18 protein-coding genes and 2 pseudogenes are annotated in these 26,008 nt (G+C 65.4%); 11 read left to right on the top strand and 9 right to left on the bottom strand.

The window, feature by feature from the left end:
• The first annotated feature begins 9 nt into the window (after positions 1–9).
• The 3 genes from AB4Z51_RS15825 to AB4Z51_RS15835 all read left to right on the top strand — a co-directional run bounded on the left by AB4Z51_RS15825 (position 10) and on the right by AB4Z51_RS15835 (position 6,536).
• Positions 10–2,400 (top strand): bifunctional diguanylate cyclase/phosphodiesterase, encoded by a 2,391-nt coding sequence (locus AB4Z51_RS15825; protein WP_085399750.1) that lies wholly within the window; start codon positions 10–12, stop codon positions 2,398–2,400.
• 93 nt (positions 2,401–2,493) lie between these two features.
• Complete coding sequence (locus AB4Z51_RS15830; protein ID WP_085399749.1) at positions 2,494–3,795, top strand: MFS transporter; 1,302 nt, start codon at positions 2,494–2,496, stop codon at positions 3,793–3,795.
• Positions 3,796–3,950: 155 nt separating this feature from the next.
• Positions 3,951–6,536, top strand: a complete 2,586-nt coding sequence (locus AB4Z51_RS15835) for an EAL domain-containing protein (protein WP_085399753.1) — start codon at positions 3,951–3,953, stop codon at positions 6,534–6,536.
• Between the two features lie 714 nt (positions 6,537–7,250).
• On the opposite strand, the pseudogene AB4Z51_RS15840 reads toward AB4Z51_RS15835, so the two are convergent.
• From AB4Z51_RS15840 to AB4Z51_RS15855, 4 genes and pseudogenes are all read right to left on the bottom strand, one after another.
• Positions 7,251–8,114 (bottom strand): annotated as a pseudogene (locus tag AB4Z51_RS15840) (MBL fold metallo-hydrolase); the annotation flags it as partial.
• A 92-nt stretch (positions 8,115–8,206) separates the two neighbouring features.
• Entirely contained in the window at positions 8,207–9,412 is a 1,206-nt protein-coding gene (locus AB4Z51_RS15845; protein ID WP_135214118.1) for an NAD(P)/FAD-dependent oxidoreductase, read from the bottom strand.
• A gap of 129 nt (positions 9,413–9,541) precedes the next feature.
• A complete protein-coding gene (locus AB4Z51_RS15850) occupies positions 9,542–9,832 on the bottom strand; it encodes a hypothetical protein (protein WP_071910478.1) in 291 nt (96 codons plus the stop codon).
• 311 nt (positions 9,833–10,143) lie between these two features.
• Complete coding sequence (locus AB4Z51_RS15855) at positions 10,144–10,755, bottom strand: TetR/AcrR family transcriptional regulator (RefSeq protein WP_085399746.1); 612 nt, start codon at positions 10,753–10,755, stop codon at positions 10,144–10,146.
• Between the two features lie 128 nt (positions 10,756–10,883).
• Here AB4Z51_RS15855 and AB4Z51_RS15860 point away from each other — a divergent pair, with 128 nt between their 5' ends.
• The 4 genes from AB4Z51_RS15860 (at position 10,884) to AB4Z51_RS15875 (ending at position 17,462) form a co-directional block, all read left to right on the top strand.
• A complete protein-coding gene (locus tag AB4Z51_RS15860) occupies positions 10,884–12,113 on the top strand; it encodes a cytochrome P450 (RefSeq protein WP_085399745.1) in 1,230 nt (409 codons plus the stop codon).
• Between the two features lie 132 nt (positions 12,114–12,245).
• The gene (locus tag AB4Z51_RS15865; protein ID WP_441497623.1) at positions 12,246–15,890 is read left to right on the top strand and encodes an AsmA family protein; all 3,645 of its coding nucleotides are present in this window, start codon (positions 12,246–12,248) and stop codon (positions 15,888–15,890) included.
• Between the two features lie 199 nt (positions 15,891–16,089).
• Positions 16,090–17,208, top strand: coding sequence for a DUF2336 domain-containing protein (locus tag AB4Z51_RS15870; protein ID WP_085399743.1), 1,119 nt, complete (start codon positions 16,090–16,092; stop codon positions 17,206–17,208).
• A 20-nt stretch (positions 17,209–17,228) separates the two neighbouring features.
• Positions 17,229–17,462 (top strand): hypothetical protein, encoded by a 234-nt coding sequence (locus AB4Z51_RS15875; RefSeq protein ID WP_063981598.1) that lies wholly within the window; start codon positions 17,229–17,231, stop codon positions 17,460–17,462.
• Positions 17,463–17,478: 16 nt separating this feature from the next.
• Here the strand turns inward: AB4Z51_RS15875 and AB4Z51_RS15880 are convergent, their stop codons facing one another.
• Positions 17,479–18,804 (bottom strand): MFS transporter, encoded by a 1,326-nt coding sequence (locus tag AB4Z51_RS15880; RefSeq protein ID WP_441497624.1) that lies wholly within the window; start codon positions 18,802–18,804, stop codon positions 17,479–17,481.
• Positions 18,805–19,105: 301 nt separating this feature from the next.
• On the bottom strand, positions 19,106–19,843 hold the full coding sequence (locus AB4Z51_RS15885; protein ID WP_085399741.1) for a 3-oxoacyl-ACP reductase family protein: 738 nt from the start codon (positions 19,841–19,843) through the stop codon (positions 19,106–19,108).
• Between the two features lie 150 nt (positions 19,844–19,993).
• On the opposite strand from AB4Z51_RS15885, the gene AB4Z51_RS15890 reads away from it, so the two are divergent.
• From AB4Z51_RS15890 to AB4Z51_RS15905, 4 genes and pseudogenes are all read left to right on the top strand, one after another.
• Positions 19,994–20,536, top strand: a complete 543-nt coding sequence (locus AB4Z51_RS15890) for a TetR/AcrR family transcriptional regulator (protein ID WP_244623078.1) — start codon at positions 19,994–19,996, stop codon at positions 20,534–20,536.
• A gap of 193 nt (positions 20,537–20,729) precedes the next feature.
• Positions 20,730–20,852 (top strand): annotated as a pseudogene (locus AB4Z51_RS15895) (universal stress protein); the annotation flags it as partial.
• Between the two features lie 77 nt (positions 20,853–20,929).
• On the top strand, positions 20,930–21,157 hold the full coding sequence (locus AB4Z51_RS15900) for a universal stress protein (RefSeq protein WP_441497625.1): 228 nt from the start codon (positions 20,930–20,932) through the stop codon (positions 21,155–21,157).
• A gap of 399 nt (positions 21,158–21,556) precedes the next feature.
• Positions 21,557–22,042, top strand: a complete 486-nt coding sequence (locus AB4Z51_RS15905; RefSeq protein WP_085399739.1) for a YkgB family protein — start codon at positions 21,557–21,559, stop codon at positions 22,040–22,042.
• Between the two features lie 122 nt (positions 22,043–22,164).
• Here AB4Z51_RS15905 and AB4Z51_RS15910 read toward each other — a convergent pair whose 3' ends face one another.
• The 3 genes from AB4Z51_RS15910 to AB4Z51_RS15920 all read right to left on the bottom strand — a co-directional run bounded on the left by AB4Z51_RS15910 (position 22,165) and on the right by AB4Z51_RS15920 (position 25,943).
• Entirely contained in the window at positions 22,165–22,662 is a 498-nt protein-coding gene (locus AB4Z51_RS15910; RefSeq protein ID WP_085399738.1) for a GNAT family N-acetyltransferase, read from the bottom strand.
• Positions 22,663–22,725: 63 nt separating this feature from the next.
• On the bottom strand, positions 22,726–24,432 hold the full coding sequence (locus AB4Z51_RS15915; RefSeq protein WP_085399737.1) for a response regulator: 1,707 nt from the start codon (positions 24,430–24,432) through the stop codon (positions 22,726–22,728).
• Complete coding sequence (locus AB4Z51_RS15920; protein ID WP_063981606.1) at positions 24,429–25,943, bottom strand: ATPase domain-containing protein; 1,515 nt, start codon at positions 25,941–25,943, stop codon at positions 24,429–24,431. Before AB4Z51_RS15920 ends, AB4Z51_RS15915 begins: the two co-directional genes overlap by 4 nt.
• Between the last annotated feature and the right edge of the window lie 65 nt (positions 25,944–26,008).

Genomic DNA, 26,008 nt, shown 5'->3' on the forward strand with positions numbered 1-26,008 from the left:
AGAGAACGTATGACCGGATGGTGGCGCGCCGCGCCGCTGCTCGGACTCTATCGCCCTGCGCTCGTCGCAATCGGCGTCGGTCTTCTGTTTTCGCTCGTCGGCGCCGCCGCCGTGGCGCGATGGGAAAATCGCGTCAACAAGATCGAGTTCGAGAACGCCGCTGAAACCGAAGCCATCGTCATGCAGAACGGCATGAGCGAGTACATCTCCAGGCTCGTCGCGCTGCGTACGCTGTTCGAATCGACCAACGAGGAAATCACCCGCAGCGAATTCGAGACCTTCAGCTCCCGGCTGTTCGAACGTCATCCCGGCATGCTACGCATCTCCTGGCTGCCGCGCGTCAACCGCAAAGAGCGCGCCGAATACGAGGCCGCCGCGGCCACGGACGGCGTGTCCGGCTATCGCATCAAGTCGCTCCAGGGCGAGACCTTCGCGACCGCGCCGCAAGCCGATGAATATTTCCCGGTGTTCTACTCGACCCAGCCGAAGACGTCGTCGGTCTACGGCATGGATTACGCGACCGTTCCAGAGCGCCGCGCAGCCCTCGAGCGCGCGCGCGACAACGACCGCGTCGCCGCCATTCGCACGCGCCTCTACGAACCGAAGGAGGGCGGCCGGCAGCCCGACGTGCTCGTTGCCATTCCCGTCTACGCCAAGGGAACCTCGCGCGAGGCGGTGGCGGACCGGCGCCGCAATCTGGCGGGCTTCGTCGTCGGCGTCTTCGACCTGCCGCTGCTGATCCAGTCCATTCGCGTGACCACGGGAGCAAGCCCCGCGGTCAGCGTGAACGTCTATCCGCCCTTCACGGGACAGATCGTCAGCCTGGAACAGACCCTGCCGGACTATTCGTCGGCCGCCACGTCGCCGCAGTCGATGCGGGACGTCGCCCGGGCGCTGCACTGGTCGGGCAGCCTCAAGATCGGGGATACCGACTGGCAGGTGCGCGCCATGCCGACGGCCGGCGGTTCGCTGGAGACGGCCTACGACCGCGCGGTTGCGGTCATCGTCGTCGGYATGCTGCTGACGCTGTCGCTCGCGACCTATCTGATGCTCGCAAGCCGCAACTCGCGGCGGCTCTCGCTGGCGAACCGGCGGGTGCTGGAACTCGCCCAGACCGACATCCTGACCGGGCTGCCGAACCGCGCCTTCTTCCTGACCCGGCTCGACATGATGAACAGCCAGTTGAGCGTGCGGGGCCTGCCGTTCGCGATCCTGATGCTCGATCTCGACCGCTTCAAGAACGTCAACGACTCGCTCGGCCACGGTGCGGGCGATGTGCTGCTGCGCCAGGTGGCGCTGCGGCTGAGATCTGCGCTGCGCGCCACCGACGTGCTGGCGCGGCTCGGCGGCGACGAGTTCGCCATCATCCAGGAGGCTTGCGACGATCAGCGGACTTGCGCGACCGAGCTCGCCGCGCGGATCGCGAAGCTGGTCGCCGAACCGTTCCTGCTGCCCGGCCATCGCGTCGAGATCGGCACCAGCATCGGCATCGCGATCGCACCGGACCACGGCAGCGACCAGGAGCAGCTGCTGAAGAAGGCGGACCTCGCGCTCTACCGCTCGAAATCGGCCGGCCGCAACTGCTTCACCATCTACGACGAGGCGATGTCGGCCGAGCTCGAGGCTCGCAATACGCTGGAAGGCGATTTGCGCGATGCCATCGCGCAGTGCCAGCTCGAAGTGCACTATCAGCCCTTTATGGACGTCGCCAGCGGTTGCCGTCGCGGCTTTGAGGCGCTGGTGCGCTGGCGGCATCCGAGCCGCGGCCTGATCCCGCCGGACCAGTTCATCGGGCTTGCCGAGGAAACCGGGCTGATCGTGCCGCTCGGCGAATTCGTGCTTCGGCGCGCCTGTGCGGACGCCGCCGCCTGGCCGTGCGATCTCATGGTTGCCGTGAATCTGTCGCCGATCCAGTTCAAGGAAGCCGAGCTGTTCGAGACGATCTGCGCGGCGCTGGCAGATTCCGGCCTGGCGCCGCAGCGGCTGGAGATCGAGATCACCGAATCCGTGCTGCTGGAACGCGGCGTCGAGAACCTTGCCTTCATGGAGCGGCTAAAGCACATCGGCATCGAGCTCGCGCTCGACGATTTCGGCACCGGCTATTCGTCGCTGAGCTATCTGACCACGTTCCCGTTCGACAAGATCAAGATCGACAAGTCCTTCATCCGCAACCTCACGCATCAGCCGCGCAGCTCCGCGATCATCGCCTCGATCGTGACGCTCGCACGCGGCCTCGACATGTCGGTCACCGCCGAAGGCGTCGAGACAGCTGAGGAGTTCGAGCGGCTGACGGCGCTCGGCGTCAATTTTGCGCAAGGCTATCTGTTCGGACGCCCGCAGCCGGTCGACCAGATCGCATTCGACGAGACCGCTCAGCCTTCGCAGCGCAACGCGGCCTGAGCGCGCGGCCCAAAGGGGCATCTCGTGAAAATCGCTTGACCCAGACGGCCCTGGATGGTCGGTAGCACCATCTAGGGATGAAATAAGCACAACATGCGGCTTCCGTTCTTCTACGGCTGGGTCGTGGTCGCGGTGACCTTCGTGACCATGGCGATCGGCGTCAACGCACGCACCGCGTTTTCGCTGTTCTTTCCTCCCATCATCTCCGAATTCGGCTGGGAACGCGGCGTCACTGCCGGCGCGTTCTCCTTCGGCTTCGTCGTGTCGGGCATCGTCAGCCCGCTGATCGGCCGCCTGATGGATCGCGCCGGCCCGCGCGCGGTGATGGAACTCGGTGTCGTGCTGATGGGCGGCGGCCTGCTGCTCGCGCCACTCACCAGCACGCCCTGGCATCTCTACGTGACCATCGGCGTCATGGTCGGCGCCGGCTCGGTGTGTCTCGGCTATTCCGGCCAGTCGCTGTTCCTGCCGAACTGGTTCATCCGCAAGCGCGGCTTCGCCATCGGCATTGCCTTTGCCGGCGTCGGCATCGGCTCGGTGACGCTGCTGCCCTGGGTGCAGCACATGATCGAAGAGACCGGCTGGCGCACCGCCTGTACCGCGATGGGGCTGCTCATCCTCGTCGTGCTGGCGCCGATCAATCTGTTCCTGCACAAGCGGCCCGAAGACATCGGCCTCCAGCCGGACGGCGATGCCACGCCGGCGGCGGGCGCGGCGACACCGGTGTCCAACATCGTCGATCCCGTCTGGGTCGGCACCGACTGGACGCTCAAGCGCGCGGTTGCGACCGCGCGCTTCTGGTGGATCGCGCTCGGCTATTTCAGCGGCCTGTACATCTGGTACGCGGTGCAGGTGCACCAGACCAAATTCCTGCTCGACATCGGCTTCAGCCCCGGTGTCGCGGTGTGGGCGCTCGGCATCGTCAGCCTGCTCGGCATTCCCGGCCAGATCCTGCTCGGCCACGTCTCCGACCGGATCGGGCGGGAATGGGTGTGGGCGATCAGCTGCGCAGGCTTTGCGATCTGCTTCGCGGCGCTGATGGCGCTGAAATTCCAGCCGTCGCTGTGGCTGGTCTATGTCATGGTGTTCGCGCAAGGCGCGCTCGGCTACGGCCTCACCTCGATCATGGGCGCGGTGGTGTTCGAGATCTTCCAGGGCAGGCACCAGGGCAGCATTTTTGGAACGATCATGCTGGCGGCCCTGGCCGGCGGCGCGGCGGGTCCCTGGCTCACGGGTTTCCTCTATGATCGCACCGGCGACTACACGCTCGCCTTCGCCATCGCCATGGTCGTGAGCGGACTGTCTGCGCTCTCGGTCTGGCAGGCCGCTCCACGCAAGGTGCGGGCGGTGGCCGGCCGGTTGCACAAGCTCAAGCCCACAAGCGCGGCCGAATAGGTTCCGATGCATCGGATTGCCTTCGCAGCTTTCGCGAGCCGTTAAGCATGTCGCGTCTTGGCCGGACGCGACCCGGTTGCAAAAACGTCTTGGACACCATCGCGGCGCTAGCCTCGGCCCCCCTTGCCATCTTCCCGATGCATCCGGGTCCAACGATGTCTGCCGCCGATTGTCCCATGACAGAAATTCCGGACGTGCTGCTGGCTGCGCTCGAATGTGCCGACGGCGGTATCGTCATCGTCGACAGCGCGCGTCGCATCACGCATTTCAATGCCGGTGCAGAGCGGATCTGGAAACTCGCGCGCGCCGAGGTGCTCGGCTGCGACGCCGAACTTCTCACGCTCAAATGCCTTCGGGCCGATCCGGTCGCGGAGTTCCGCGACGAGATCAGCCTCGTGCGGCGCGACGGCACCCGGATCCGGGCGGCCATCTCGCTTTCATCCGTCACGCGTGGCGGCGCCACCCATCACGTCGTGTTCGCGCGTGACGTCACCGCGGAGGCCGAGCGCCGCGTCAGAATCGGGCTTCTCCACGCCGTCTCCGACCAGACCAACCGCGCGGTGCTCATCACCGACACGGACCAGAACATCGTCTACGTCAATTCCACCTTCGGGACGCTGTTTGGCTACACCAGCGAGGAGGCCGAGGGCCGCCGCGCCGGCGCGCTGATCGCCGGCCGCCACACCGATCGGAAGGCCGTCGCGAAGCTCGTCAAGCGCCTGATGACCGGCGGCCGCCGCGGCGAAATCGAGACGCTGGTCTACAACAAGGGCGGCGAGGAGATCTGGGTCTGCGCCCGTATCGACGTCTTCCGCGACAAGAAGGGCCGTGCCAGGCACATCTTCGCGCTGCTCGAGGACATCACCGAGACCAGGCAGCTGCGCTCGCTCCAGCAGCTCATCATGAGTGCGCTGGCCGACGAGGTTCCGATCACCGATATCGCCGACAGGCTGTGCCGAAGGGTCGAGGAGATCGCGCCTGACGTGGTTTGCTCGTTGCTTCACGTCGATGCCGCAGGCCTCGTCCATCCGCTCGGCGGGCCCAGCCTGCCCGAGGACTATTCGCGTGCGCTGGACGGCATCGCGATCGGTCCGAATGTCGGATCCTGCGGCACCGCGGCCTTCTACGGTGAACCGGTGCTGGCCGAAGATCTCGACACCGATCCGCGCTGGCAGCCCTACAAGACGCGTCCGCTCGAAGTGGGCCTGCGCGCCTGCTGGTCGACACCGATCAAGGCCAAGGACGGCCGGGTCATCGCCACCTTCGCCTTCTATTTCCGTGAAACGCGCGCGCCGAGCAACTGGCACCGCCGCATCGTCAACGCCTGCGTCGACCTCGGCGCCTTCGCGATCGAGCGCAAGGAAGCTCGCGCCGAGATCGCGCGGCTCGCCTATCACGACATTCTCACCGGGCTGCCGAACCGCGCGCAACTGCGGCACCTGATCACCACGGCCATCGATGCCTGCCCGACCGGCAGCCACGTCGCGCTGGCCTTCCTCGACGTCGATCATTTCAAGGACGTCAACGACACGTTCGGCCACGCTGCCGGCGATGAGCTGCTGATCCAGCTCGCGCAGCGCCTGCGCGAGCAGATCGGCCCTGAGGACATGCTGGGACGGCTCGGCGGCGACGAGTTCGTCATCCTGCTGCCGCAGCGCAATGCCGAGAGCGCCGAGCGCGTCGCGGCCGGGGTCGCGGAGGCGCTCGCCGCGCCGCTGCGGCTTGGCTCCAGGCAGCTGCAGATGTCGGCGAGCATCGGCATCAGCCTCTATCCCGACCATGCGACCGACATCGACACCTTGATGCAGCAGGCGGATGCGGCCATGTACATGGCCAAGCAGGCCGGCCGCTCCACCCATCGCATCTTCAGCGCCGAAATGAACGGGCTCACCGAGCAGCGCCTGGCGCTGATCGCCGCGCTGCGCCGCGCCATCGCCGAGGGCGCGCTGACCCTCAGCTACCAGCCGCAGATCCGCAGTTGCGACGGTGCCGTCCATGGCGTCGAGGCATTGGCGCGCTGGCATGATGCCGTGCTCGGCGACGTCTCGCCGGCGAAGTTCATCCCGCTCGCCGAGGAGTGCGGCCTGATCGAGCAGATCGGCCTGTGGTCGGTGCGTGAGGCCTGCCGGCAGATGGCGGACTGGCGCCGCGCCGGGCTCAACATTCCCAGCGTGTCGGTGAACCTGTCGCCGATCAATTTCCGCAACGTCACGCTGGCGGCGCGGCTCAAGGACACCCTCGCCGAATACGATCTGCCGCCGGATGCGCTGATGCTCGAGATCACCGAGGGCACGTTCATGCGGGACAGCGTCGCCGCGCTGGAGACGATGAACGCGATCCGCGCGCTCGGCGTCGGGCTTTCCGTGGACGATTTCGGCACCGGCTATTCCAGCCTCAGCCGGCTCGCGCATCTGCCGATCCGCGAGCTGAAGATCGACCGCAGTTTCATGCGCGACATCGAGAGAGACGCGGGCGCGCTCGCGGTTGCCACCGCCGTGGTGCGCGTCGGACAGGGCCTCGGCATGACCGTCGTCGCCGAAGGCGTCGAGACCGAAGGCCAGCGCAAGACGCTGGCCGAGCTCGGCTGCGACGTCGTCCAGGGCTTCCTCTACGCGCCCGCGCTGCCGCCGGTCGCATTCGAACGCTGGTTGATCGAGCACTGCGCCGAGCAGGCGAGGGCAATGCTGGGGCGGCTCGATGTTACGCCGGCCGGTCGCGACGTGGTGAAGCGGTCGGCATAGTCGGCTCCAGGGCGTTCGCGTACAATCCGGCAGTCATCCCTTTCAACGGGTAGCCCCAGCCCCAGCCCCAGCTGATGATCGGCTGGTCGGATTTTTGTTTCTGGATATTTCCAATTGCCGATCGGCAATATCGAGCAACCGGCGCGGCGCCCTGCCAAATGCTCCGCGCCAGCTCCCGTTCCTACCACCGCGCAACCGGGCAAATCCAACTGCCAGGGCGAACTCAGGACTGGATGGGACTCGGGGCAACGTCACCTCGGGTCCGCCAAAAGCACGGAAAGCCACCATGACCTCGATTTCTGCGCTCTCCTCCAATCACCACCGCTCATCACCGTTGCAACAATTACAAGACGAGCTGCAAGCGGAAGTCAGTTCCGGCACGATCGATGCGTCGGATCAGTCGGCGCTGTCGGCCGCGCTCAGCAGCATCGGCTCCGCGTTGCAGTCAACCGGTGCAAGCGATCAATCCGGCGGCGGGACATCTTCGCCCGACGCCTTCGCGTCGAAGATTAATGGCCTCATCCAGCAGCAAGTGTCGGCCGGCAAGTTGACGGACGAGCAGGCCACCGAGCTGCAAGGAATTTTCAAGGCGGCGCTCTCGCATGGACCGCACGGAGCGGGTGGACCGCCGCCGGACGGGCCACCGCCATCCGGTGAGCCTCCCTCGGTCAACGGCACGGACGACTCGTCAAGCGGCAATTCGACGGCGGAGCTGTGGCCGACGGAGGGGAACGGCATGTGTGTTGCCACCAGCATCTCGCCGCTCGCGGCAATCTCTCGCAACAGACCGACCCGAACGCGCGCCGCCTCCTCGGGGTCGTGTTCGAAACCGTTGTGCCAGTCGGGTTGATCGAACCCGACGGCAAACACGGCGTCGCCGGCGAATGTCAGCCCGTCCCCGCCGGATGCCACGCGAACCACGCTGTGTCCGGGGGTGTGACCGCCGGTGCGACGAACGACGACGCCCGGCGCAACCTCGTGCTGCTCATCGAACTGCCGCAGCTGACTTCCGTACTCCTTGACGAACCGCTTAGCGGTCGCCCGAAGCGCGTCCGGGAAGCCCGGCGGCATGGCGGTGTGGGAGAAATCGGGCGCCTCCCAGAATTTGACCTCGGCGGCCGCCACGTGGATCCGCAGGTCTTTGCGCAGCCGCTCCTTCACCCCGTCGACGAGCAGTCCGCCAATGTGATCCATGTGCAAGTGGGTCAGCACCAGATCGGTCACGGACGAAAGATCGATGCCGGCGGCTTCCAGTCGCTTGATCAACTGGCCGGCGCGCGGCAAGTGCAGATCCGGGTCTGACCCCAGTCCAGCATCGATCAGGATGGTCTTGTCGCCGCTGCGGACCACGACCGCATTCAGCGCCCAGTCGAAAGCGTCCTGCGGGAGGAACATGTCGTGCAGCCAGGTCGCCCGGACGGCCGGGTCGGCATTGTGCGCCAGCATCGTGGTTGGCAGCGGCAGCACGCCGTCGCTGACCACCAGCACGTCGATTTCGCCGACCTTCAGCGCGTAGCGCGATGGAACGAGCTCTTCCGRCTTCGATGTCGCGGGGTATGAGGTGTTGTGCAGGTTCATGTTGGTCTCCTGTTTCAAGGTAGGGCTCCCGGCTGGTCTTGGTYGAGCAGGCCGCGCAGCCAGGGAGGTGCGGCCGTGATCGTTTCGTGCTTCTAGAGGCTCGTCACACGCTCCGGATCGGCCGACGCGAGCGCTGCGGCACGCTCGGCACGGGGYGGGTAGATCCAGACCGTGTTGATCTCCTGCTTGGTCTTCTTGGCGACGTCGCCGACCATCTCGACCTTGCGCTCCCAGCCGCGCGTGAACAGCGCGCCGGCTTCGCCGAGATCAAGGCATGTGACGTAGGCCTTCTGGTGATACGGCCTGGTCGGGACGCGCAGGAGTTCGGCGGCCGCGTTGTTGCCGGCAAAGGCGCCCATCCGCGTGGCGTGCTGGCACGACATCAGCGCGTAATTGCCCTCGTCGTCGCATGCGGCCCGCGCGGCATCGCCGGTGGCGAAGACGCCGGCGATGCCGGGCACGCGCAGATCGCGGTCCACCAGCAGCCGGCCGAAATTGTCGCGCTCGGCGGGAATCTGCGCTGTCAGGGGCGCGGCGCGAATGCCGGCTGCCCAGACCACCGTCTCGGTTTCGATGTGTTCGCCGGTCGACAGCGTCACGCCGGATTTGTCGAGCGAGGCAACGCCGGTGCCGAGCCTTGTCTCCACGCCGAGCTTGCGCAGCGCCTGCTCGATGACCGGGCGGGAGCCTTCGCCCATGTCGGGAGCGATTGCGCCGTTACGCTCGACGATGATCACGCGCGTCCTGGCGTTTTGTCCGAAGATGGCGCGCAGGCGTGCGGGCAGCTCGGTCGCCGCCTCGATGCCGGTGAAGCCGCCGCCGGCGACCACGACCGTGTCGCGTCCATTGACGGCCGGCCGGTCGGCGAGGCCATGCAGATGCTTGTCGAGAGCAACCGCGTCGTCGAGCGAGTCGACGCTGAAGCCGTGCTCGGCGAGGCCGGGAATGTTGGGTCGGAAGAGGCGGCTGCCGGTGGCGATCACCAGGCGGTCGTAGGACAGGGTCTTGCGGGTGCCTTTGGGAGTCGAGATCTGAACCGTCAGCGCCTCGGTGTTGACGGTCTCGGCGCTCCCCTGGATGTAGTCGACGTCGATCGCCTTGAGGACACCGAGCAGCGGCGCCGTCAGGGTTTCCGGCTTCGGCTCATAGAGCCGAGGGCGGACCACCAGCGTCGGCTCCGGTGCGATGAGCGCGATCTCGAGCTCTTCCGGTGAGACCCCCTGAATGTCGCGCAGGCGGGCGGCGGAGAGGGCGGCGTACATGCCGGCGAAGCCGGCGCCAATGATGAGCAGTCGCATGTGGTTCACTCCTGGATTTGGTTCTGGGGTTGTTGGTTCGAAACGCGCGCCATCGCCGCCGCTCGATGCGAGCAGAGCCTGTTGCGAGCGATGATGACGCGAAGAGGTGAGACGGAGACCGCCGGGCCTTTACGGCGCGGTGCAGTTCGGCAGCGAGGACAGCAGCGCAGGGCCTTCACATCCTGCGCGGCAGCTTCGCGGGCCCGATGGCCAGCCGCGCAGGGCGACCGGCAGCGCAGGTTTGTTGGTCCAGCCCCGATCGATCAGGATCGACGTCGAGACCTTGGCGTCTTGTGCGATCTGTGGCGGCGCCTCATCGGCCGTCGGCGAGGTGAAACGCACGGTCAGTGAAAGCCCGTACATGAGCGCCGTCGAGACGGCCTTCCGCCGTGGCGCGATTGCAAGCCGTTTCCTGTCCATCGTTTGTCTCCGTCCCCATGATGTGACGTTGCGATGTTTAGCCAATCGGATCGTCGGCTGCGCCAGAGCGATTGCCGTCCCTGTCGAGAGATTGCTGCTAACCCACGCGCCTGCGCCAATCGCTCGGCGCCTAGCCGGTTAGCGGCGCGGAGGCCCGGCGTATTTCCCGAAGCGGCAATGCCTTGTCCGATCCTGCTGCAATCAGGCGCACGTTTTCAAAAACGCACGATTGGGGCGGGCGGCGAGTTGTCGGAGAATTCAACGCCGGTCGGATGACGGTCCGGTCGTGGACCTGATATCGGCGATCCAGGCTAGTTCGACGACAATCCGGTCCTGCGCCTCAAATCCGTGATCGCGCGCAGAAAACTGTCGGCCGGCGTTGTCTCCGGATCGATCAGGCGGTGCAGGCGAAAGCCGTCTTCCAGCGCCAGCACGACGGAGGCCATCCACGGCGGATTCAGCGTGTCGTTCCTGCCGTTGCTCTTCAACGTGGCCTCGACGATGTCGGCGACCAGCTTGCGGCGCGCGCGCAGCCGCTTGGCAAGCTCCGGGCGGCGCTTCTCGGCGCGCGCGACGAACAGGATCATCTCCATGTGCAGAAGGGGCGAGCGGCCGAGCGGGTCTTGCCGGCTGCGATCCATCGTCTTCAGCGCCGCGATGAAATCGTCGAGATTGTCGTGCTGCGCGAGGATGTCGAGGTTGCGCCGGATCGACTGCTCGACGTGATCCTCGAGCATGGCGATGATCAATTCGTCCTTGCTCTTGAAGTTGGAATAGAACGCGCCGCGGGTGAAGCCCGCGGCGGCCGCGATCGCCTCGATGCTGGCGCCGCCGATGCCGTCCGCCTCGAACACGCGCGCGGCCGCCTCGAACAGTTTGTCGCGTGTGTGGTCCCTGGTCGGCCTGGTTCTCAGCCTTGACATCGGCGCAGGTTAGGGCAGAATGCAACTCGATACAACAATGTATCGAGTTTATAATTGGGGATGGTTACGCCGCGCGCGCAAGGGGCTGCCGGCGTATTCGTGTCATGCGGCAACCGATTGAGGTCACCATGAACGAGCAAGTGCAACCCGCAGGCGGACCGCTGTTCAACCCGCTGTCGCCGGACTTCATCCGCGATCCCTATCCGCACTATGACCGGCTGCGCACGATCGAGCCGATCCATGTGACGCCGTTCGGCCAGTTCGTCACCAGCCGCCACGCCGATGTCAGCCTCGTGATGCGCGACAAGCGCTTCGGCAAGGATTTTGTCGAGCGCTCCAAGCGCCGCTATAGCCCTGCCATCATGGACGAGCCGGTGTTCCGCAGCATGAGCCACTGGATGCTGCAATCCGATCCGCCCGACCACACCCGCCTGCGCGGCCTCGTCGTGAAGGCCTTCACCGCCCGTCGCGTCGAGGACATGCGGCCGCGGATCCAGGCGATCGTCGACCAGGCCATCGATGCGGTGATCGAGCGCGGCCACATGGACCTGATCGAGGATTTCGCCTTCCGCCTGCCGGTCACCATCATCTGCGACATGCTCGGAATCCCCGAGGATCATCGCGAGACCTTCTACAACAGCTCGCGCGATGGCGGGCGGCTGCTTGACCCCGTGCCCCTCACGCCGGAAGAGATCGCGAAGGGCAACGCCGGCAACATGATGGCGCAGATGTATTTCCAGCAGCTGTTCGAGCTGCGCCGCCGCAATCCCGGCGACGATCTCACCACCCAGCTGGTGCAGGCCGAGGAAGACGGCCACAAGCTCACCAACGAGGAATTGACCGCCAACATCATCCTGCTGTTCGGCGCCGGCCACGAGACCACCGTCAATCTGATCGGAAACGGCCTGCTCGCGCTGCACCGCAATCCGGATCAGCTCGCGCTCCTGAAGGCGCGGCCCGAGTTGATGGTCAACGCGATCGAGGAATTCTTGCGCTACGATTCCTCGGTGCAGATGACCGGACGCGTGGCGCTGGAGGACATCGCGGATCTCGGCGGCAAGAGCATCCCAAAGGGCGAGACCGTGCTGTGCCTGCTCGGCTCGGCCAACCGCGATCCGGCGGTCTACCCTGATCGCCCCGACAGGCTCGACGTCACCAGGCCCAACGTCAAGCCGCTGTCGTTCGGCGGCGGCATCCATTTCTGCCTGGGCGCCCAATTGGCGCGCATCGAGGCCGAAATCGCCATCGCGACGCTGTTGCGGCGGCTGCCGGATCTGCGCATCGACGACGTCGAGAACCCGGAATGGCGCCCGACGTTCGTGCTGCGCGGCCTGAAACGCCTGCCGGCGAGCTGGTGACGGCCGCCAGCGTTAACCTCCGCGCGCAACAGTCGCTGTGACTTCGCCACACTTCCCCTTATATAAGGGGCTGTTCCGGCGCGCCTGAGGCCCTCAGGTTCGGCCCGGGCCGATTTGGCCGAGGGGAGACCCGTGCAGACGACGCTGCTCGGATTGGCGATTGCCTTCATCATTGCGCTGCTGACCGCGCTGATCGGGCCTTACTTCATCGACTGGAACCAGTTCAGGCCCCAGTTCGAGGCGGAGGCGGGCACGATCATGGGCGTGCCGGTGCGGGTGGCGGGCGAGCTGGATGCACGGCTGCTGCCGGCGCCGACGCTGCGGCTGCGCTCGGTGACCTTCGGCGGCAACAACGATCTCGGCCGCCTGCGCGCCGACAAGCTCGACGTCGAGTTCAGCCTGAGCTCGCTGATGCGCGGCGAATGGCGCGCCACCGAGCTGACCGTCAACGGCATGGCGGTGGATCTCGGCCTGGATGCCAAGGGCCGGGTCGATTTGCCGTCCACCGCGAGCGGCACCTTCAATCTGGCCTCGCTTGCGATCGAACGGCTGAACCTCACCGGCCGCATCGCCCTGCACGATGCCGCCAGCCGCTCGACGCTGGAATTGAACGACATCACCTTTTCGGGCGACGTGCGCTCGCTGGCCGGCTCGGTCCGCGGCGACGGCAGTTTCACCGCCACCGGGGTGCGCTATCCGTTCCGCGTCTCCTCCGGCCCGAGCGCCGACGGCAGCGCCACCCGTCTCCACCTCAACATCGATCCCGGCGAGCGCGCGATCTTGGCCGATCTCGAAGGCGTGCTCGCCTTCGACAACCGCCTGCCGAAATTCGACGGCGCACTGACGCTCGCTGTGCCCCCTGTCAAGAAGGCGGGCACGGCGGGGCCGACACCCTGGAAGCTCACGGCAAAGCTCAAGGCCGATCCGGCCGGCGCCAAATTCGAGCAGATCGACGCGAGCTTCGGCGCCGAGGACAATGCGCTCAAGTTTGGTGGTGTCGGCGATGTCAGGTTCGGCGCCTCGCCGCTGCTGCGCGCGGTGCTGTCGGCGCGCCAGGTCGATGCCGACAAGCTGGCGGGCAAGGACGATGCCGAGCCGCAGCGCGTCCTGCCGGCCCTGCGCGCGGGCCTTGCGGCGATCCCGCAGGCGCCGATACCGGCGCAGATCGAGTTCAACTCCGACCAGATCATGCTGGGCGGGCGTCCGCTCCAGAACATCACGGCGGAGCTTCAGACCGACGGAAGGTCCTGGACTTTCCAGCGGCTCGAGCTGCGCGCGCCCGGCATGACGCAGCTCTCGCTCAACGGCGCAACGCCTGGCGCCGACAGCTTTAGCGGCCGGCTCAGCGTCGAGTCGTCCGACCCCGATACGCTGGTGGCCTGGCTCCAGGGCCGCAGCGAGATCAACCGTCGCAGCACGCGGCCGCTGCGCCTTGCCGGCGACGTGACCATCGCAGCCAACCATCTCGCCGTCGACAGGCTGAAGGCCGAGATCGAGGGCGGCGCGGTGGAGGGCCGCATCGCCTTCGTCCAGACCGGCGCGAGCAAGGGCTCGCGGATCGACGCCGAGCTCAAGGCCGACCGTCTCGACCTCGATGCCGCCGCAAGCTTCGTGCGCGCGCTCGCGGGGCCGCAGGGCGAATGGCCGGAGGAAGCCAGGCTCGCGCTCGATGTCGGCCGCGCGATGTCGGCCGGACAGGAGCTGCGACCGTTCACGGCGAAACTCGGCTACGGCCCCGCGGCGCTGTCGCTGGAGCAGTTGCGGTTTGGTCAGGCGAGCGGCGTGACCACCGAAGCGAGCGGCAGCTTCGACCGCGTTCATGCCACCGGCAAGCTCGCGCTGAAATCCTCGGCCAATTCGCTGCGCGAGCTCACCGCGCTGCTCGAGCCGATCGCGCCTTCGGTGCGCGCACGGTTCGACGCCATCCCGTCATTGCCCGGCGCGACGCGGCTGAAGCTCGACCTCAGCCTCGACAAGAACGCCGACCATGCCGATCGCAACGACGCGCGCGCCGTGCTCGATCTCGATGCGCCGCAGCTCAAGGCTACCGCGACGCTGGCCGGGCAGACGCCGGTCGCGGCGGTCAACGGCATCGACATCGACCGCTTGCGCAACAGCGACTTCACGCTGGACTCGAAAATTTCGACGCCGAAGGCCGGCGCATTGCTGGCGCTGCTGGGCCTCGATCGCGTCGCCGCCGTGGGCGAGGGCCCTTCGCAGTTCGAGGGCCGGTTGAGCGGCGCCTGGCGCCGGCCGTTGCAATTGAACGCAAAGCTCAGTGGCGGCGGGCTGGATGCGGATGCGCAAGGCAGCATCGAATTGTCGGACCCCAATTCGTTCCAGCCGAAGGCCAGCGTGAATTTGCGCGTGCGCAATGCCAATCTGGCGCCGCTGTTCGGGACCAGCCCGGCGGACAAGTCAGTGCAGAGCGTCAACCTGTCCTCGCGCGTCGGCCTCTCCGGCAACCGCCTGACCTTCGACGATCTCGACAGCAGTGCGGCCGGCTCGCATCTGCGCGGGCATCTCGCGGTGACGCTCGATCAGGAGAAGAGCGTCGATGGTGAAATCGGCCTCGACGCGCTCGATCTTRCGCCCGCGTTCGCAATGGCCATCGGCGCCGCCGGACATGATGCCGGTGATCCCCTGAGTGCGGGGCTGCTCGGCGGCTGGCGCGGCCGCATCGCCTTCCAGGCCTTGCGCGGCACGTTGCCTGACGGCATCGAGCTGCGCCCGGTCGGCGGCACGATCCGGAGCGATGGCCAGTCGCTCGCGCTCGACGCGCTCAAGGGCGGTGTCGGCGGCGGTGAGATGTCGGCGAGTTTCGACGCGCGCAATGGCGCCAATGGCGTTGCGCTGAATGCACGTATCGAGCTGCGCAATGTCGATGCGGCGGCGCTGCGCTACCGCGATCTCGCATTGCCCAAGGGACGCGCCTCGGTGCAGATGGCCCTGACCAGCCAGGGCCGCAGCGTTGCGGCGTTGACCGGTGCGCTCGCCGGCAATGGCACGGTGACGCTCGAGGCCGCGGAAATCAGCGGCCTCAATCCGCGCGCCTTCGAGATCGCCATCCGCGCCAGCGACGGCGGCCAGGTTGCCGACGACAACAGGCTGCGGCAGCTCGTCGAACCCGCGCTGTTGGCAGGTCCGATCGCGGTCGCCTCGGCGCAGATCCCGTTCACGATCCGCGACGGGCGCCTGCGCGTCGGCGCGACACCGCTGGAAGCCAAGAACGCGCGGGCCATCGTCTCCGGCGGCTACGATATTCCCGCCGACCAGGCCGACATCCGCGCCAGCCTGACGCCGATCATGACCGGACTTTCGGGCGCGCCGCCGGAGATCCAGTTGTTCGCGGCGGGTCCCCCCGACAGGCTCAACCGCACCGTCGATCTCGCGCCGCTGTCGTCCTGGCTCGCGGTGCGCACGATCGATCGCGAGACGCGCCGGCTGGACGCGATCGAGCGTGGCGAGCCGCCGCCGGCGACTGCGGCGCTGCCGACGCTGGTCTCGCCCGATCCGGTGCCCGAGCCGTCGCTGACCGACGTGCCGTTGCCCGGCCGCGATCCGCGCCGCGCGCCGCCGAAGCCAAAGGCCGCGCCGACGCCGAAGGCGCCGCTGGCCGCCCCTGCAGCGCCAAGTCCTCCACTCACAAGCCCGCCGCTCGCGAGCCAGCAGATCGCCCCGCTGCCACCGCCGATCGAGGTGAGGCCGGCGCCGGGCCCGCCGCCCGCAAAACCCAAGCCGAAGCCACCGCTGGTGCTGACGCCGTCGAATCCGTGAACGCGGCAGCCTGTTCGGCAAGCGCTGGCCCTTGCCCGCCGGTAAACCCATTCCCGCGCATTTTAACGAATTTTGCTCGGCAAAACTGATCTGCCGACTTTACTGGATTCTCGCGTTTGATCTCTAGTGTCGGTTCCCAGAGGAATTCGGCGTCCTGCCAGCACAAGCAGGATGGCTAACCAAGAACTGGGGTAACGAGATGAACGGGGCGAAATCGCTTCTGCAGGATCTGGACGACGCGATCGCGCGCGGCACCGACGAGAGCCGGGCGAAGGCGTTGTGGCATGCGACCGACATCCTGATCACCGGCCGCTACAGCGACGACGAGATCAGCATGTTCGGCGAGGTCATCGGGCGGCTCGCCGACGAGATCGAGGTCGCCGCGCGGGCGCAGCTCTCCGAGCTGATGTCGGCCTGCGACCACGCTCCGCTCAATGTCATCGAAAAGCTCGCCCTCGACGACGAGATCGACGTGGCCGGTCCGGTGCTGCGCGACTCCAGCCGTATCGACGAGAAGATGCTGGTCGAGAGCGCCATGACCAAGGGCCAGGCGCATCTGCTTGCGATCGCCCAGCGCAGGTCGATCGGCGAAGCCGTCACCGACGTGCTGGTCAAGCGCGGCGACCAGGAGGTCGTGACCTCCGTCGCCAAAAACGAGGGCGCGCGCTTCTCCGGCTCGGGCCTGCTGCACATGGTCCGGCGCGCCGAGGGTGACTCGATCCTCGCCGAGCAGCTCGGCCTGCGCAAGGACGTCCCGCGCCACATCTTCCAGCAGCTCATTTCCAAGGCGTCGGAAGACGTCCGCCGCCGCCTCGCGAGCGAGCGGCCCGAAATGATGTCGCAGATCCAGAGCTCGGTGACCGACGTCACCGGCGATCTCCAGTCCAAGTTCGGTCCGTCCTCGCGCAGCTATTTCGTCGCCAAGCGCGTGGTGACGACGCAGTACCGCCAGGGCAACCTCAACCAGGACTCGATCTCGAACTATGCGCGCCAGCACCGTTTCGACGAGGTGCAGATCGGCCTGTCGCTGTTGTCGTCGCTTCCGGTCGACGTGATCGAGCGCGCGATGATGGACCGCAATCGCGAGATACTTCTGGTGCTGTGCAAGGCGCTCGACTTCTCGTGGGACACGACCATGTCGCTGCTGTTCCTCGGCGCCAAGGATCATCTGATCACGGCGCGCGAGCTCCATGACAGCGAGCGCGAGTTCGGCAAGCTCAAGATCGAGACGTCGCGCAGCATTCTGAAGTTCTACCAGTCGCGCAAGACCGGCGCGGGTGCCGATACGGGCCGTCAGCCCGAACTCCAGGTGCACTGAGCGAGAGGGGAGTATTTGCAATGTTGCCTCAATTCGGCACCGCAATTCGCAAGAACAAGAGCCTGCCCGTCGATGCCGGCGGTTCGGCTCCCGAGAAGGCTTCCGTCGACGCCGCCTGGCTCGTGCTCGAAGCCGCCAACGATCTCGGCGATCACGCCGCGATCGCGGCCTGCCGCCGCGTCATCGACGCCGAACTCAACGGCACCGTGGCGGGCAGCGCGGATATCGATCTCGTGCTCGGTTATTTCAGGTAGCGACGATCACCCGCGTCTAGTGCGCCATCGCGATTTCGCCGGACACTTGCTCGCGCCTTGCATCGATGCGTAGCAGCACGACTACGACTGCGCCCACCAGCGCGCAACCCGCCAGCAACAGAAGACCTGCGGTAAAACTGCCGGTTAAATCCTTCAGGTAGCCCATTGCGTAAGGACCGGCGAAACCGGAAAGATTTCCARGCGAGTTGATCGCGGCGATGCCGGCGGCAGCCGATGCTCCCGTTAGAAAGCTCGCCGGCAGCGGCYAAAACATCGGGGGGACCGCGGAGACGCCGATCTGTGCGAAGCAAAGCAATGCCATGACAAGGACGGAGTTGGAAACGAGACCTGCCACTCCGATCCCCACCGCTGCCATCAACAGTGCCGCGGCGACGTGACCCTTTCGTTCCATGGTCCGATCGGAATGACGACCAAGCAGCACCATGCCCGCGGCCCCGAAAATAAAGGGCAGCGCTGCGAGCAGGCCGGTCTGGGTATCGCTGACGCCAAAACCCTTGATGATGGTTGGCAGGAAGAACGCCACGCCATAACTTGCAGCATTCAGGCAGAAGTACACCAGAGCGCACAACAAAATGCGGTAATCGGTGAGCGCCTGCCCCAATGACAGGTGTTCGACCTTCTCCTTGTTCCGCTTCTCGGTGGCCTGCACGTCTTCCAGCCAGGCAATCTCGTCTTGTTGCAGCCAGCGGGCCTGGCGCGGAAAATCGGTCAGATAGAGCAGGACGCAGATGCCTACCACGACCGAGGGCAGCGCCTCGAGAATGAACAGCCACTGCCAGCCTTCCAATCCCCAACCGGTCACGCCGAGCAGAAGCCCGGAGATGGGCGATCCGATGATGGACGAAATCGGGATCGCCAGCATGAACAGGCTGATGACCCGAGCCCGGTAAACCGCCGGGAACCACAGGGTCAGATAGAAGATGATGCCTGGAAAGAATCCCGCCTCGCAGGCGCCGAGCAGCAAACGAAGAGAGTAGAAGACGCCCGTTGTCGGTAGTCCCGTTGCTGCCGATATCGATGGGATGAATGCGAAGGCCGCCGAGACGATTCCCCACGTAATCATGATGCGGGCGATCCAGACGCGCGCGCCGACTCGTTCCAGGAAGATGTTGGAGGGGACTTCAAACAGGAAATACCCGACGAAGAACAAGCCCGCGCCCAGTCCGAACGCTGCTTCACTTAAACCCAGCGCCTGGTTCATGTGCAGCTTGGCAAAGCCGACATTGACGCGGTCAAGATAGGCCACGAAATAGCAGACGATCAGGAACGGTATAAGCCGCCACATAACCTTGCCAATGACACGCTTCTCGACGTCTTGCATGGCAAGGCCTCCCGTTTGATCACCGGAACCCGCTCAACATCCGGGCGGCGTTGCGAAACAATGACGGGTACGAACGATGAGTGCAAACGGCATTTTGACGTTCAAGCCAAAGTGACAGTCGTGCTGTCATGCTCGAAGCTGGACGAGGGACGAAGCACGCGACACGCTCCATCTAACGCTCGCGGGGCGGCCGAGGCATCGGCCGCCCGCCATGATGATCGCGAACATCATCTTATTTTGCCATCGCAGTCATCGCCAGCTTCTCGACCTCCTGTTGGACGAACACCAAGCGCCGGAATGTCTACGCGTTCGCGCCGCCGTCGACGGTCAAGGTCGAGCCGGTGATGTATTTTGCCTTCGCGCTCGCCAGGAACGCCACCGCGTTCGCGATGTCATCCGTCGCGCCGTACCGGCCGAGCGCCATGAACTGCTTCAATGTCTCGGCGGTCGGGCCGTGCGCCGGATTCATGTCGGTGTCGATCGAGCCCGGTGCCACGAGGTTGACCGTGACGTCCCTCGGGCCAAGCTCCCGCGCCAGCGCCTTCGTGAATGCGGTTAGCGCCGACTTCGACGCCGCGTACACGCCGAGCGCCGGCGAGGGCACGCGGTCCGCGAAATAGCTGCCGATGGTGATGATGCGGCCGCCCTTGCCAAGGTGCGGCAGCGCCGCCTTGCTCGCGGCGATCGGCGAACGCACGTTGACGTTCAGCATCGCGTCGATGTCGGCGAGCGAGATGTCGTTGAGGCCGCCCAATCGCAGAATGCCGGCATTGTTGACCAGGATGTCGAGCCCGCCCAGCTCCTTGACGGTCTTGTCGACCGAAGCCTGAACGGCAGCGACATCGGCGCTGTCGGCCTGGATCGCTACGGCTTTCCGGCCCGTCGCCTTGATCGCGTCCACGACCTTGGCGGCGATCTCCGCCGACTTCTCGTAAGTAATCGCGACATCGGCGCCTTCCGCGGCGAGCGCCTTCGCGATGGCCGCACCGATACCCCTGCTTGCGCCCGTCACCAGGGCCCGTTTTCCTGCCAGTGTCATGTGATCTCTCCAATTCTGTAATGATCGACACAGAATATGTGGAGTCTTGATTGCCGCGGTCAAGTGAATTATGTGTTGATCATTACAGAAAGACGGGCGATGGCAGGTCGGCCACGGGAATTTGATCGCGACGCGGCGTTGGAGGCCGCCATGCTGCTGTTTTGGCGCAAGGGCTTTGCGGCAGCCTCGATGCACGACCTCTGCCACGCCATGGGCGTCAGCTCGCCCAGCCTCTATGCGGCCTTCGAAAGCAAGGAGGCACTCTACCTTGCCGCGATCGAGCATTACGTCGAGACCCAGGGCCAGCCGGTCTGGGACCGGCTTGCGGAAGGCGCGACCGCGCGCGCCGGCATCGAGAATCTGCTGATCGGGGCGGCCGAGACCCTGCCGAAATCCCGGAGAGCGCCGGCCGGCTGCATGGCCGTGCTGGGCGCCGTCAGCGACGAATGGCCGGCCACCATTGCCCGCGAGATCAAGAAGGTCCGGCTCGACATGCTTGGCAATTTGCGCGGGCGGCTGGAGGCTGCGGTCGCGAGCGGCGAACTGCCTGCCGCAACCGACATCGATGCGCTGAGCCGGTTCTACCTCAGCGTCTTCGAAGGCATGGCGATCCAGGCCAAGGACGACGCGACGCCTGAGGAGTTGAGAGGCGTAGCGAAGGCGGCCATGGCGATGTGGCCGGGCGAGCGGTAGCTCGCGGCCTGTACGATGGGTAGAGCGCAGCGAGACCCATCGTTCCATCCAGGCGTGTTGATGGGTTTCGCTCCGCTCTATCCATCGTACGAGCTGGGTCGAGAGATTGATCTATCTCAAGACCGCATCCGAAACGCGGGCCCAGCTTACATTCGGAAGGCAGCGATACGTCCAGACAGGCGGGAGGTGAAGCATGTACCGGCATATTCTCATTCCGACAGATGGGTCGGAGCTAGCGGAGCACGGAGTGGCGCATGGGTTGGCGCTGGCGAAATCCCTTGGAGCCAAGGTATCTCTAATCTTCGTTGTGGAGCCGTTTTCAGAAATGACAGGGCGGTTCCGTGAAGCAGTCGCAACATATGCCGAGCTGCGCAAGGACAGGCCACGAGCGCGTTGGATCGCGCGGCAAATGCGGCCAAGGAGGCCGGCGTTTCCTGCGAACCGATTCAAGTGGAGAACGGGCAACCCCATCAAGCCATCATCGCAGCAGCCGAGAATAAAGGTTGCGATCTCATCGTGATGTCATCCCATGGCCGCAGCGGACTCTCCATGCTTCTCATCGGTAGCGTGACAAACAAGGTGCTGGCACAGGCGAAAACTCCCGTACTGATTTGTCCGTGAATGTGCGGATCTGCTGACAGAGTCCTCGCTCGCCGCGAGGACTAGAAAACTCAACGGCCGCATAAACCGCCTTGTCTGCTTTCGTCATCTGCGGGCCTTACCTGCCGGTCAGGCCTTGTCGGCCCGGCACCCGGGTAGCCGGTGACAGTGCACTTAACTCGAAGCAGGAGACCCCGTGCGCATCAATTGAATGCACTGTCACCGCAATTGCGGCGACGGCTAGAGCTTGTCGATCCGAAATGCGCGAGTCTCGACCGCGGCGCGAACACGCGCGTTGCACGCAGCTGTGATCGTGGAACCCCGCCGCGGATGTAACGACAGACGCTCCCCTCCGAATAGCCCGTAGCGGACGCTTCGTTCGCCAATAGATGGATGCGCAATCCGGGGAGAAATCGTCGCATGATGGGATTCAACGTCGCGGAGAATGGTGGAGGCTCTTATCGTCCGCTCGCCATTCTGCGCTGGGTCATGGTGGTCATATTCGTATCGTTTGGAATGCAGAAATTCACACTGCAATCCGCACAGGGTATCGCCCAGTTCATCAGCCACAGCCCGTTCATCTCCTGGCTGTCGGTATTCGGCCTGAGGGGCGAGGCCTATGTTCTCGGTGTCGCCGAATTCGTGATCGCGGCGCTGCTCGTGGCAGGCAGCTTCAGTCCGGTCTTGTCGGCGCTGGGTTCGTTCATGGGCATGATGACCTTCGCGATCACGTGGTCGTTCTTCTTCACGACGCCGGGCGTCGTCACATGGAGCCTTTCAACCGATCCGATGGCGTGGAATCTGGCCGGCGAGTTCCTGTTCAAGGACATCGTCCTGCTGTGTGTGTGCGTTGTGCTGTTTCTCGCTTCGTTGCCGCAGTCGGTTGTCCGGCTCCGCACCGGCTGAGCGTAAAGCGGCTTTGCGATAGCCCGTAGGACGGGGAGAGCACAGCGAAACCCATCACGCTTCAACGCGCCCGGAAGCAAGGATGGGTTTCGCTTCGCTCTACCCATCCTGCGAGACGCATCTCACCGCCGAGCGCGGTAAATCACGACATCATTGCCATGACGCGTCGTGCTCTTCTCGAGGATGTAATTGGCCTTCTCCAGCACGCGGCGGGATGCGCCGTTGCTGACATAGACAAGGCCGATGAGAGACGGCAGTTCGTGGTGCGACAGCCCAATGTCCGTCAGCGCGATTGCGACCTCGCTCGCAAATCCGCGGCCCCAGAACTCGCGCTTAAATGCGTAGGCAATCTCGATCTCGTCGATGTCGTCCACGAGGATGTGCCGGATGCCCGCTCGCCCGGCGAAGGCGCCGTCCTTCGTTCGCAGCACCCACAGCCCAAAACCGTGCTGGTCCCAATGCGCCATGTTGGTCGCGAGATAGGTCTTGGTGACCTCGGGTGCACGCACGCCGCCGAGATAGCGGGACACCTCGGCATCGAGATGCAGCGTGACGAGGTCGTCGAGGTGGTCTTCGCGAAGCCTCTCGGCGGTCAATCTGTCGGTGCTGAAGCGGTCCATGGAGACTGATAGCCGCTTTGGAGGCCGGTCGTCGATCGCTTTCGCGATGCGACACCGCACGCGTCAGCAGCGGCTGGACCGCTTGGACTCCATGTCGCGCCCGGGTTCTGCCTTTGCCGCGCTGAGCGCCGCGGCCAGCTCGTCGATATGGTAGGGTTTCGGCAGAATCTGCAGACCGGCCAATTCGGCGTCGTGAACTGCGGCTTCGGAGTATCCGCTGGTCAGAAGCACGGGTATGTCGCTTCGCCTTCTCTTGATCTCCCGCGCCAGCTCGACCCCATTCATGCCACCGGGCATCATGACATCGGAAAAGACGAGGTCGACGGCGCGGCCGTCCGCCAGGGCACCGAGCGCGGCCGCGCCACTCGCCGCGTGCGTGACCTCGTAACCGAGCTGGCCCAGCATCTCGCTCACCAGTGCGGCAACCTCGTCATCGTCCTCGACCAGAAGGATGCGGCCATGATTGCTCTTCTTCGGCCGCACCATGTTGAGATCGATCAGGTGTCGCTCCCTGGAAGGAATGCTGAGCGACCGCGGCAAATAGAGTTCGATGCTGGAGCCTCGGCCGACTTCCGATCGAATGCGGACCGTCCCCCGTGACTGCGTCGCGAATCCATGGACCTGGGCGAGCCCGAGCCCCGAGCCCTTTCCGACCTCCTTGGTCGTGAAGAATGGTTCGAAAACGCGTGACAGGATCTCCGGACTCATGCCGACACCGGTATCGACGACGGACAGGCGCACATAGTCTCCGGCGATCTGCTCGTCATTCAGATTGGGCAGATTTTCCCCGCGCACGAGAATCGTGCCGCCATTGGGCATGGCGTCGCGGGCGTTGACGGCGAGGTTGAGGATCACGAGTTCGAGCTCGCCGGGATCGACCTCCACCGGCCAGAGCGTGTCCGGAAAATCGAACTCGACATGGACGTCGCCTCTCAGGCTTCGATCGAGCAATTCGCGCATGCCGCCCATCTGTGAGGCTACGTCGACAGGCTCCGGCCGGAGCGTCTGCCGGCGGGAGAACGCGAGAAGCTGCCTGGTCAGGCTGGCCCCGCGCTGGGCGGCCTGGACCATCCCGTCCATGAGCCGGCGACGACGGTCCGGATCGGTCTGGCGGTCGAGCATGTCGAGGCCGCCGGAGATCACCATCAGCAGATTGTTGAAGTCGTGCGCCACCCCGCCGGTCAGCTGTCCGATGGCTTCGATCTTCTGGGCTTGCCGAAGCGTCTCCTCGACCCGGGCACGCTCGTCCATCTCGACGCGCAATTGCTCGACGGCTTCCGCAAGGGCCCGCGTGCGCTCGACCACCAGCGTCTCGAGCTCCTGAGCCGCCTGTTCGCGCGCCGCGAACAGAGCCCGGATTTCGTATTGGCGCCGCCGCGCGCGCAGTGCCGATTGAACGGCGCTAGTCAGCGTCATTGGCTGAACCGGCCGCTCGAGCAGCGAGACGTTACGGAGAAGCGCGACAATGCTGCGGCGCCAGGCAAGGACGGCCGGCTGCTCGCGATGGCTGGTCAGGACGACGAAGGGCAGGTCGGACCAGGGCGGTTGGCTCTCGATCCATTGTGCCAGCGGCGAGGTGTCTTTCCCGAACAGAGCTTCCTCGGCAACGAAAACGGCGCCGACGCCGGCTGCCATCTCGCTGACGAGTTCGGGCAGACTGCGGCAGCTGGTCGCTTCCAGGTGCGAACTCCGGAACAGCTCGGCGGAGGCAAGTCCGTCGCGCCCGATCGGAGCAAAGACGAGAACATGGTGATCTCGCTCAACGCTCATTCAACCGACCCTTCGGGCTTAGGTGCCCCGGTATAATGCGGATTGCCGGAAAAGATGCCGCTGAACTCCCTCAGGGGCGGGCCGAGCGTGATGCCGGCGCTGCTAAGCCGAAATTCCCGGATGGTATGCTCGTGTCGGCCGCTGCGCTTCTTGACGACAGACAGAGCGCGCCGCACCGTTCCGCCGACCTCGAAATAGCGCAGCATGACCACGGAATCGCTGAGATAGCTGATGTCGAGAGGCGTATCCATCGGACCGACGAGGCCATGCTGGGCGAGGACCAGGATGGTCAGCACACCCTGCTGCCCCAGGTAGCTCAAGAGTTCGTGCATCTGCAGGATGAGAAATCGCTCGTCGGGCATCGCGGCCAGATAGCCGTTCAGACTGTCGATGATGACGAGGCGGGCATTGTCGGCCTCGACGCTCTTTCGCACGTTTGCGGCGAACTCACCCGGCGACAGCTCGGCGGGATCGATCTGCTGAAACCGGACAAGCCCCGAATCGACGTGTTCTTGCAGGTGCAGGCCAAGTGTCCGGGCGCGCGCTTCGACCGTGCCGCGGCCTTCATCGAACGCGAAGAACACCGCGTGCTCGCCACGTTCGGCCGCCGCGATCGCGTAGGTGAGCGCAACCGATGATTTGCCCACGCCGGCGGCGCCGATGAGCAGCGCATTGGTGCCGCGCTCGAGGCCGCCTCCCAGGAGCTGGTCGAGCTCGGCGTTGCCGCTCGGGGTGAAGTCGCCGACGAAGGTCTTGTGATGTTCGGCCGCCACCAGGCGGGGGAATATCTGCAGGCCGCCTCGCTCGATCGTGAAATCGTGAAACCCGCCGCGAAACCGGATGCCGCGCATCTTGATCACGCGGAGCCGGCGCCGCTCGGCGCCGTAATCGATCGCGACCTGTTCGAGCATCACCACGCCGTGCGCAATGGAATGGAGCTGCAAATCGTCCTGAGATGACGAAAGATCGTCGAGCAGGACCACTGTGCAATTGCGGTTGGTGAAAAAATGTTTCAGGGCCAGCACCTGGCGCCTGTAACGAAGCGGGTTCTGGGCAAGCAGGCGCAGTTCGGACAGGCTGTCGAGCACGACGCGGTTGGGATTGACCCGCTCGACTTCCCTGAAGATCAGGCCGGTCGTCTCGCTCAGCTCCATTTCGGCGGGATGAAACACCGTGAGCTCGCGCTCCGGATCGAGCGTCGTCTCCGGCGGAACCAGTTCGAAGATGTCGATGCCGTCCAGCGTCCAGCCGTGCCGCTGCGCCACGACGTCCAGCTCGCGCTTGGTTTCGGACAGCGAAATATAGAGCACGCGCTCTCCGTCCCGCACCCCCCTCAGCAGGAACTGAAGCGCGATGGTGGTCTTGCCCGTGCCGGGCTGCCCCTCGTAGAGATACATCCGGTTGGCGTCGAAGCCGCCACCCAGGATGTCGTCCAGCCCGGCGCTGCCGGTCGATATTCTGGACAGCTCTCGGGGCGCACTGTCCGTAACAGTGCTGGATGGACTGCTCATTGATCCCCTTTGACGCTTCGAGAGAAGGGCGCCACCGCCCCTGCGCGAGTCCCAGGGCTCGCGCC

Origin of the sequence: Bradyrhizobium sp. 2TAF36 (assembly GCF_052114925.1) — a bacterium.
GTDB classification, from domain to species: domain Bacteria; phylum Pseudomonadota; class Alphaproteobacteria; order Rhizobiales; family Xanthobacteraceae; genus Bradyrhizobium; species Bradyrhizobium barranii.

What these genes read in the sequence shown, in the direction of transcription:
- AB4Z51_RS15830 (WP_085399749.1), top strand. Translation starts at nt 2,494, where the DNA reads ATGCGGCTTCCGTTCTTCTACGGCTGGGTCGTGGTCGCGGTGACCTTC.
- AB4Z51_RS15835 (WP_085399753.1), top strand. Translation starts at nt 3,951, where the DNA reads ATGTCTGCCGCCGATTGTCCCATGACAGAAATTCCGGACGTGCTGCTG.
- AB4Z51_RS15850 (WP_071910478.1), bottom strand. Translation starts at nt 9,832, where the DNA reads ATGGACAGGAAACGGCTTGCAATCGCGCCACGGCGGAAGGCCGTCTCG.
- AB4Z51_RS15855 (WP_085399746.1), bottom strand. Translation starts at nt 10,755, where the DNA reads ATGTCAAGGCTGAGAACCAGGCCGACCAGGGACCACACACGCGACAAA.
- AB4Z51_RS15860 (WP_085399745.1), top strand. Translation starts at nt 10,884, where the DNA reads ATGAACGAGCAAGTGCAACCCGCAGGCGGACCGCTGTTCAACCCGCTG.
- AB4Z51_RS15870 (WP_085399743.1), top strand. Translation starts at nt 16,090, where the DNA reads ATGAACGGGGCGAAATCGCTTCTGCAGGATCTGGACGACGCGATCGCG.
- AB4Z51_RS15875 (WP_063981598.1), top strand. Translation starts at nt 17,229, where the DNA reads ATGTTGCCTCAATTCGGCACCGCAATTCGCAAGAACAAGAGCCTGCCC.
- AB4Z51_RS15885 (WP_085399741.1), bottom strand. Translation starts at nt 19,843, where the DNA reads ATGACACTGGCAGGAAAACGGGCCCTGGTGACGGGCGCAAGCAGGGGT.
- AB4Z51_RS15890 (WP_244623078.1), top strand. Translation starts at nt 19,994, where the DNA reads ATGCTGCTGTTTTGGCGCAAGGGCTTTGCGGCAGCCTCGATGCACGAC.
- AB4Z51_RS15905 (WP_085399739.1), top strand. Translation starts at nt 21,557, where the DNA reads ATGATGGGATTCAACGTCGCGGAGAATGGTGGAGGCTCTTATCGTCCG.
- AB4Z51_RS15910 (WP_085399738.1), bottom strand. Translation starts at nt 22,662, where the DNA reads ATGGACCGCTTCAGCACCGACAGATTGACCGCCGAGAGGCTTCGCGAA.
- AB4Z51_RS15915 (WP_085399737.1), bottom strand. Translation starts at nt 24,432, where the DNA reads ATGAGCGTTGAGCGAGATCACCATGTTCTCGTCTTTGCTCCGATCGGG.
- AB4Z51_RS15920 (WP_063981606.1), bottom strand. Translation starts at nt 25,943, where the DNA reads ATGAGCAGTCCATCCAGCACTGTTACGGACAGTGCGCCCCGAGAGCTG.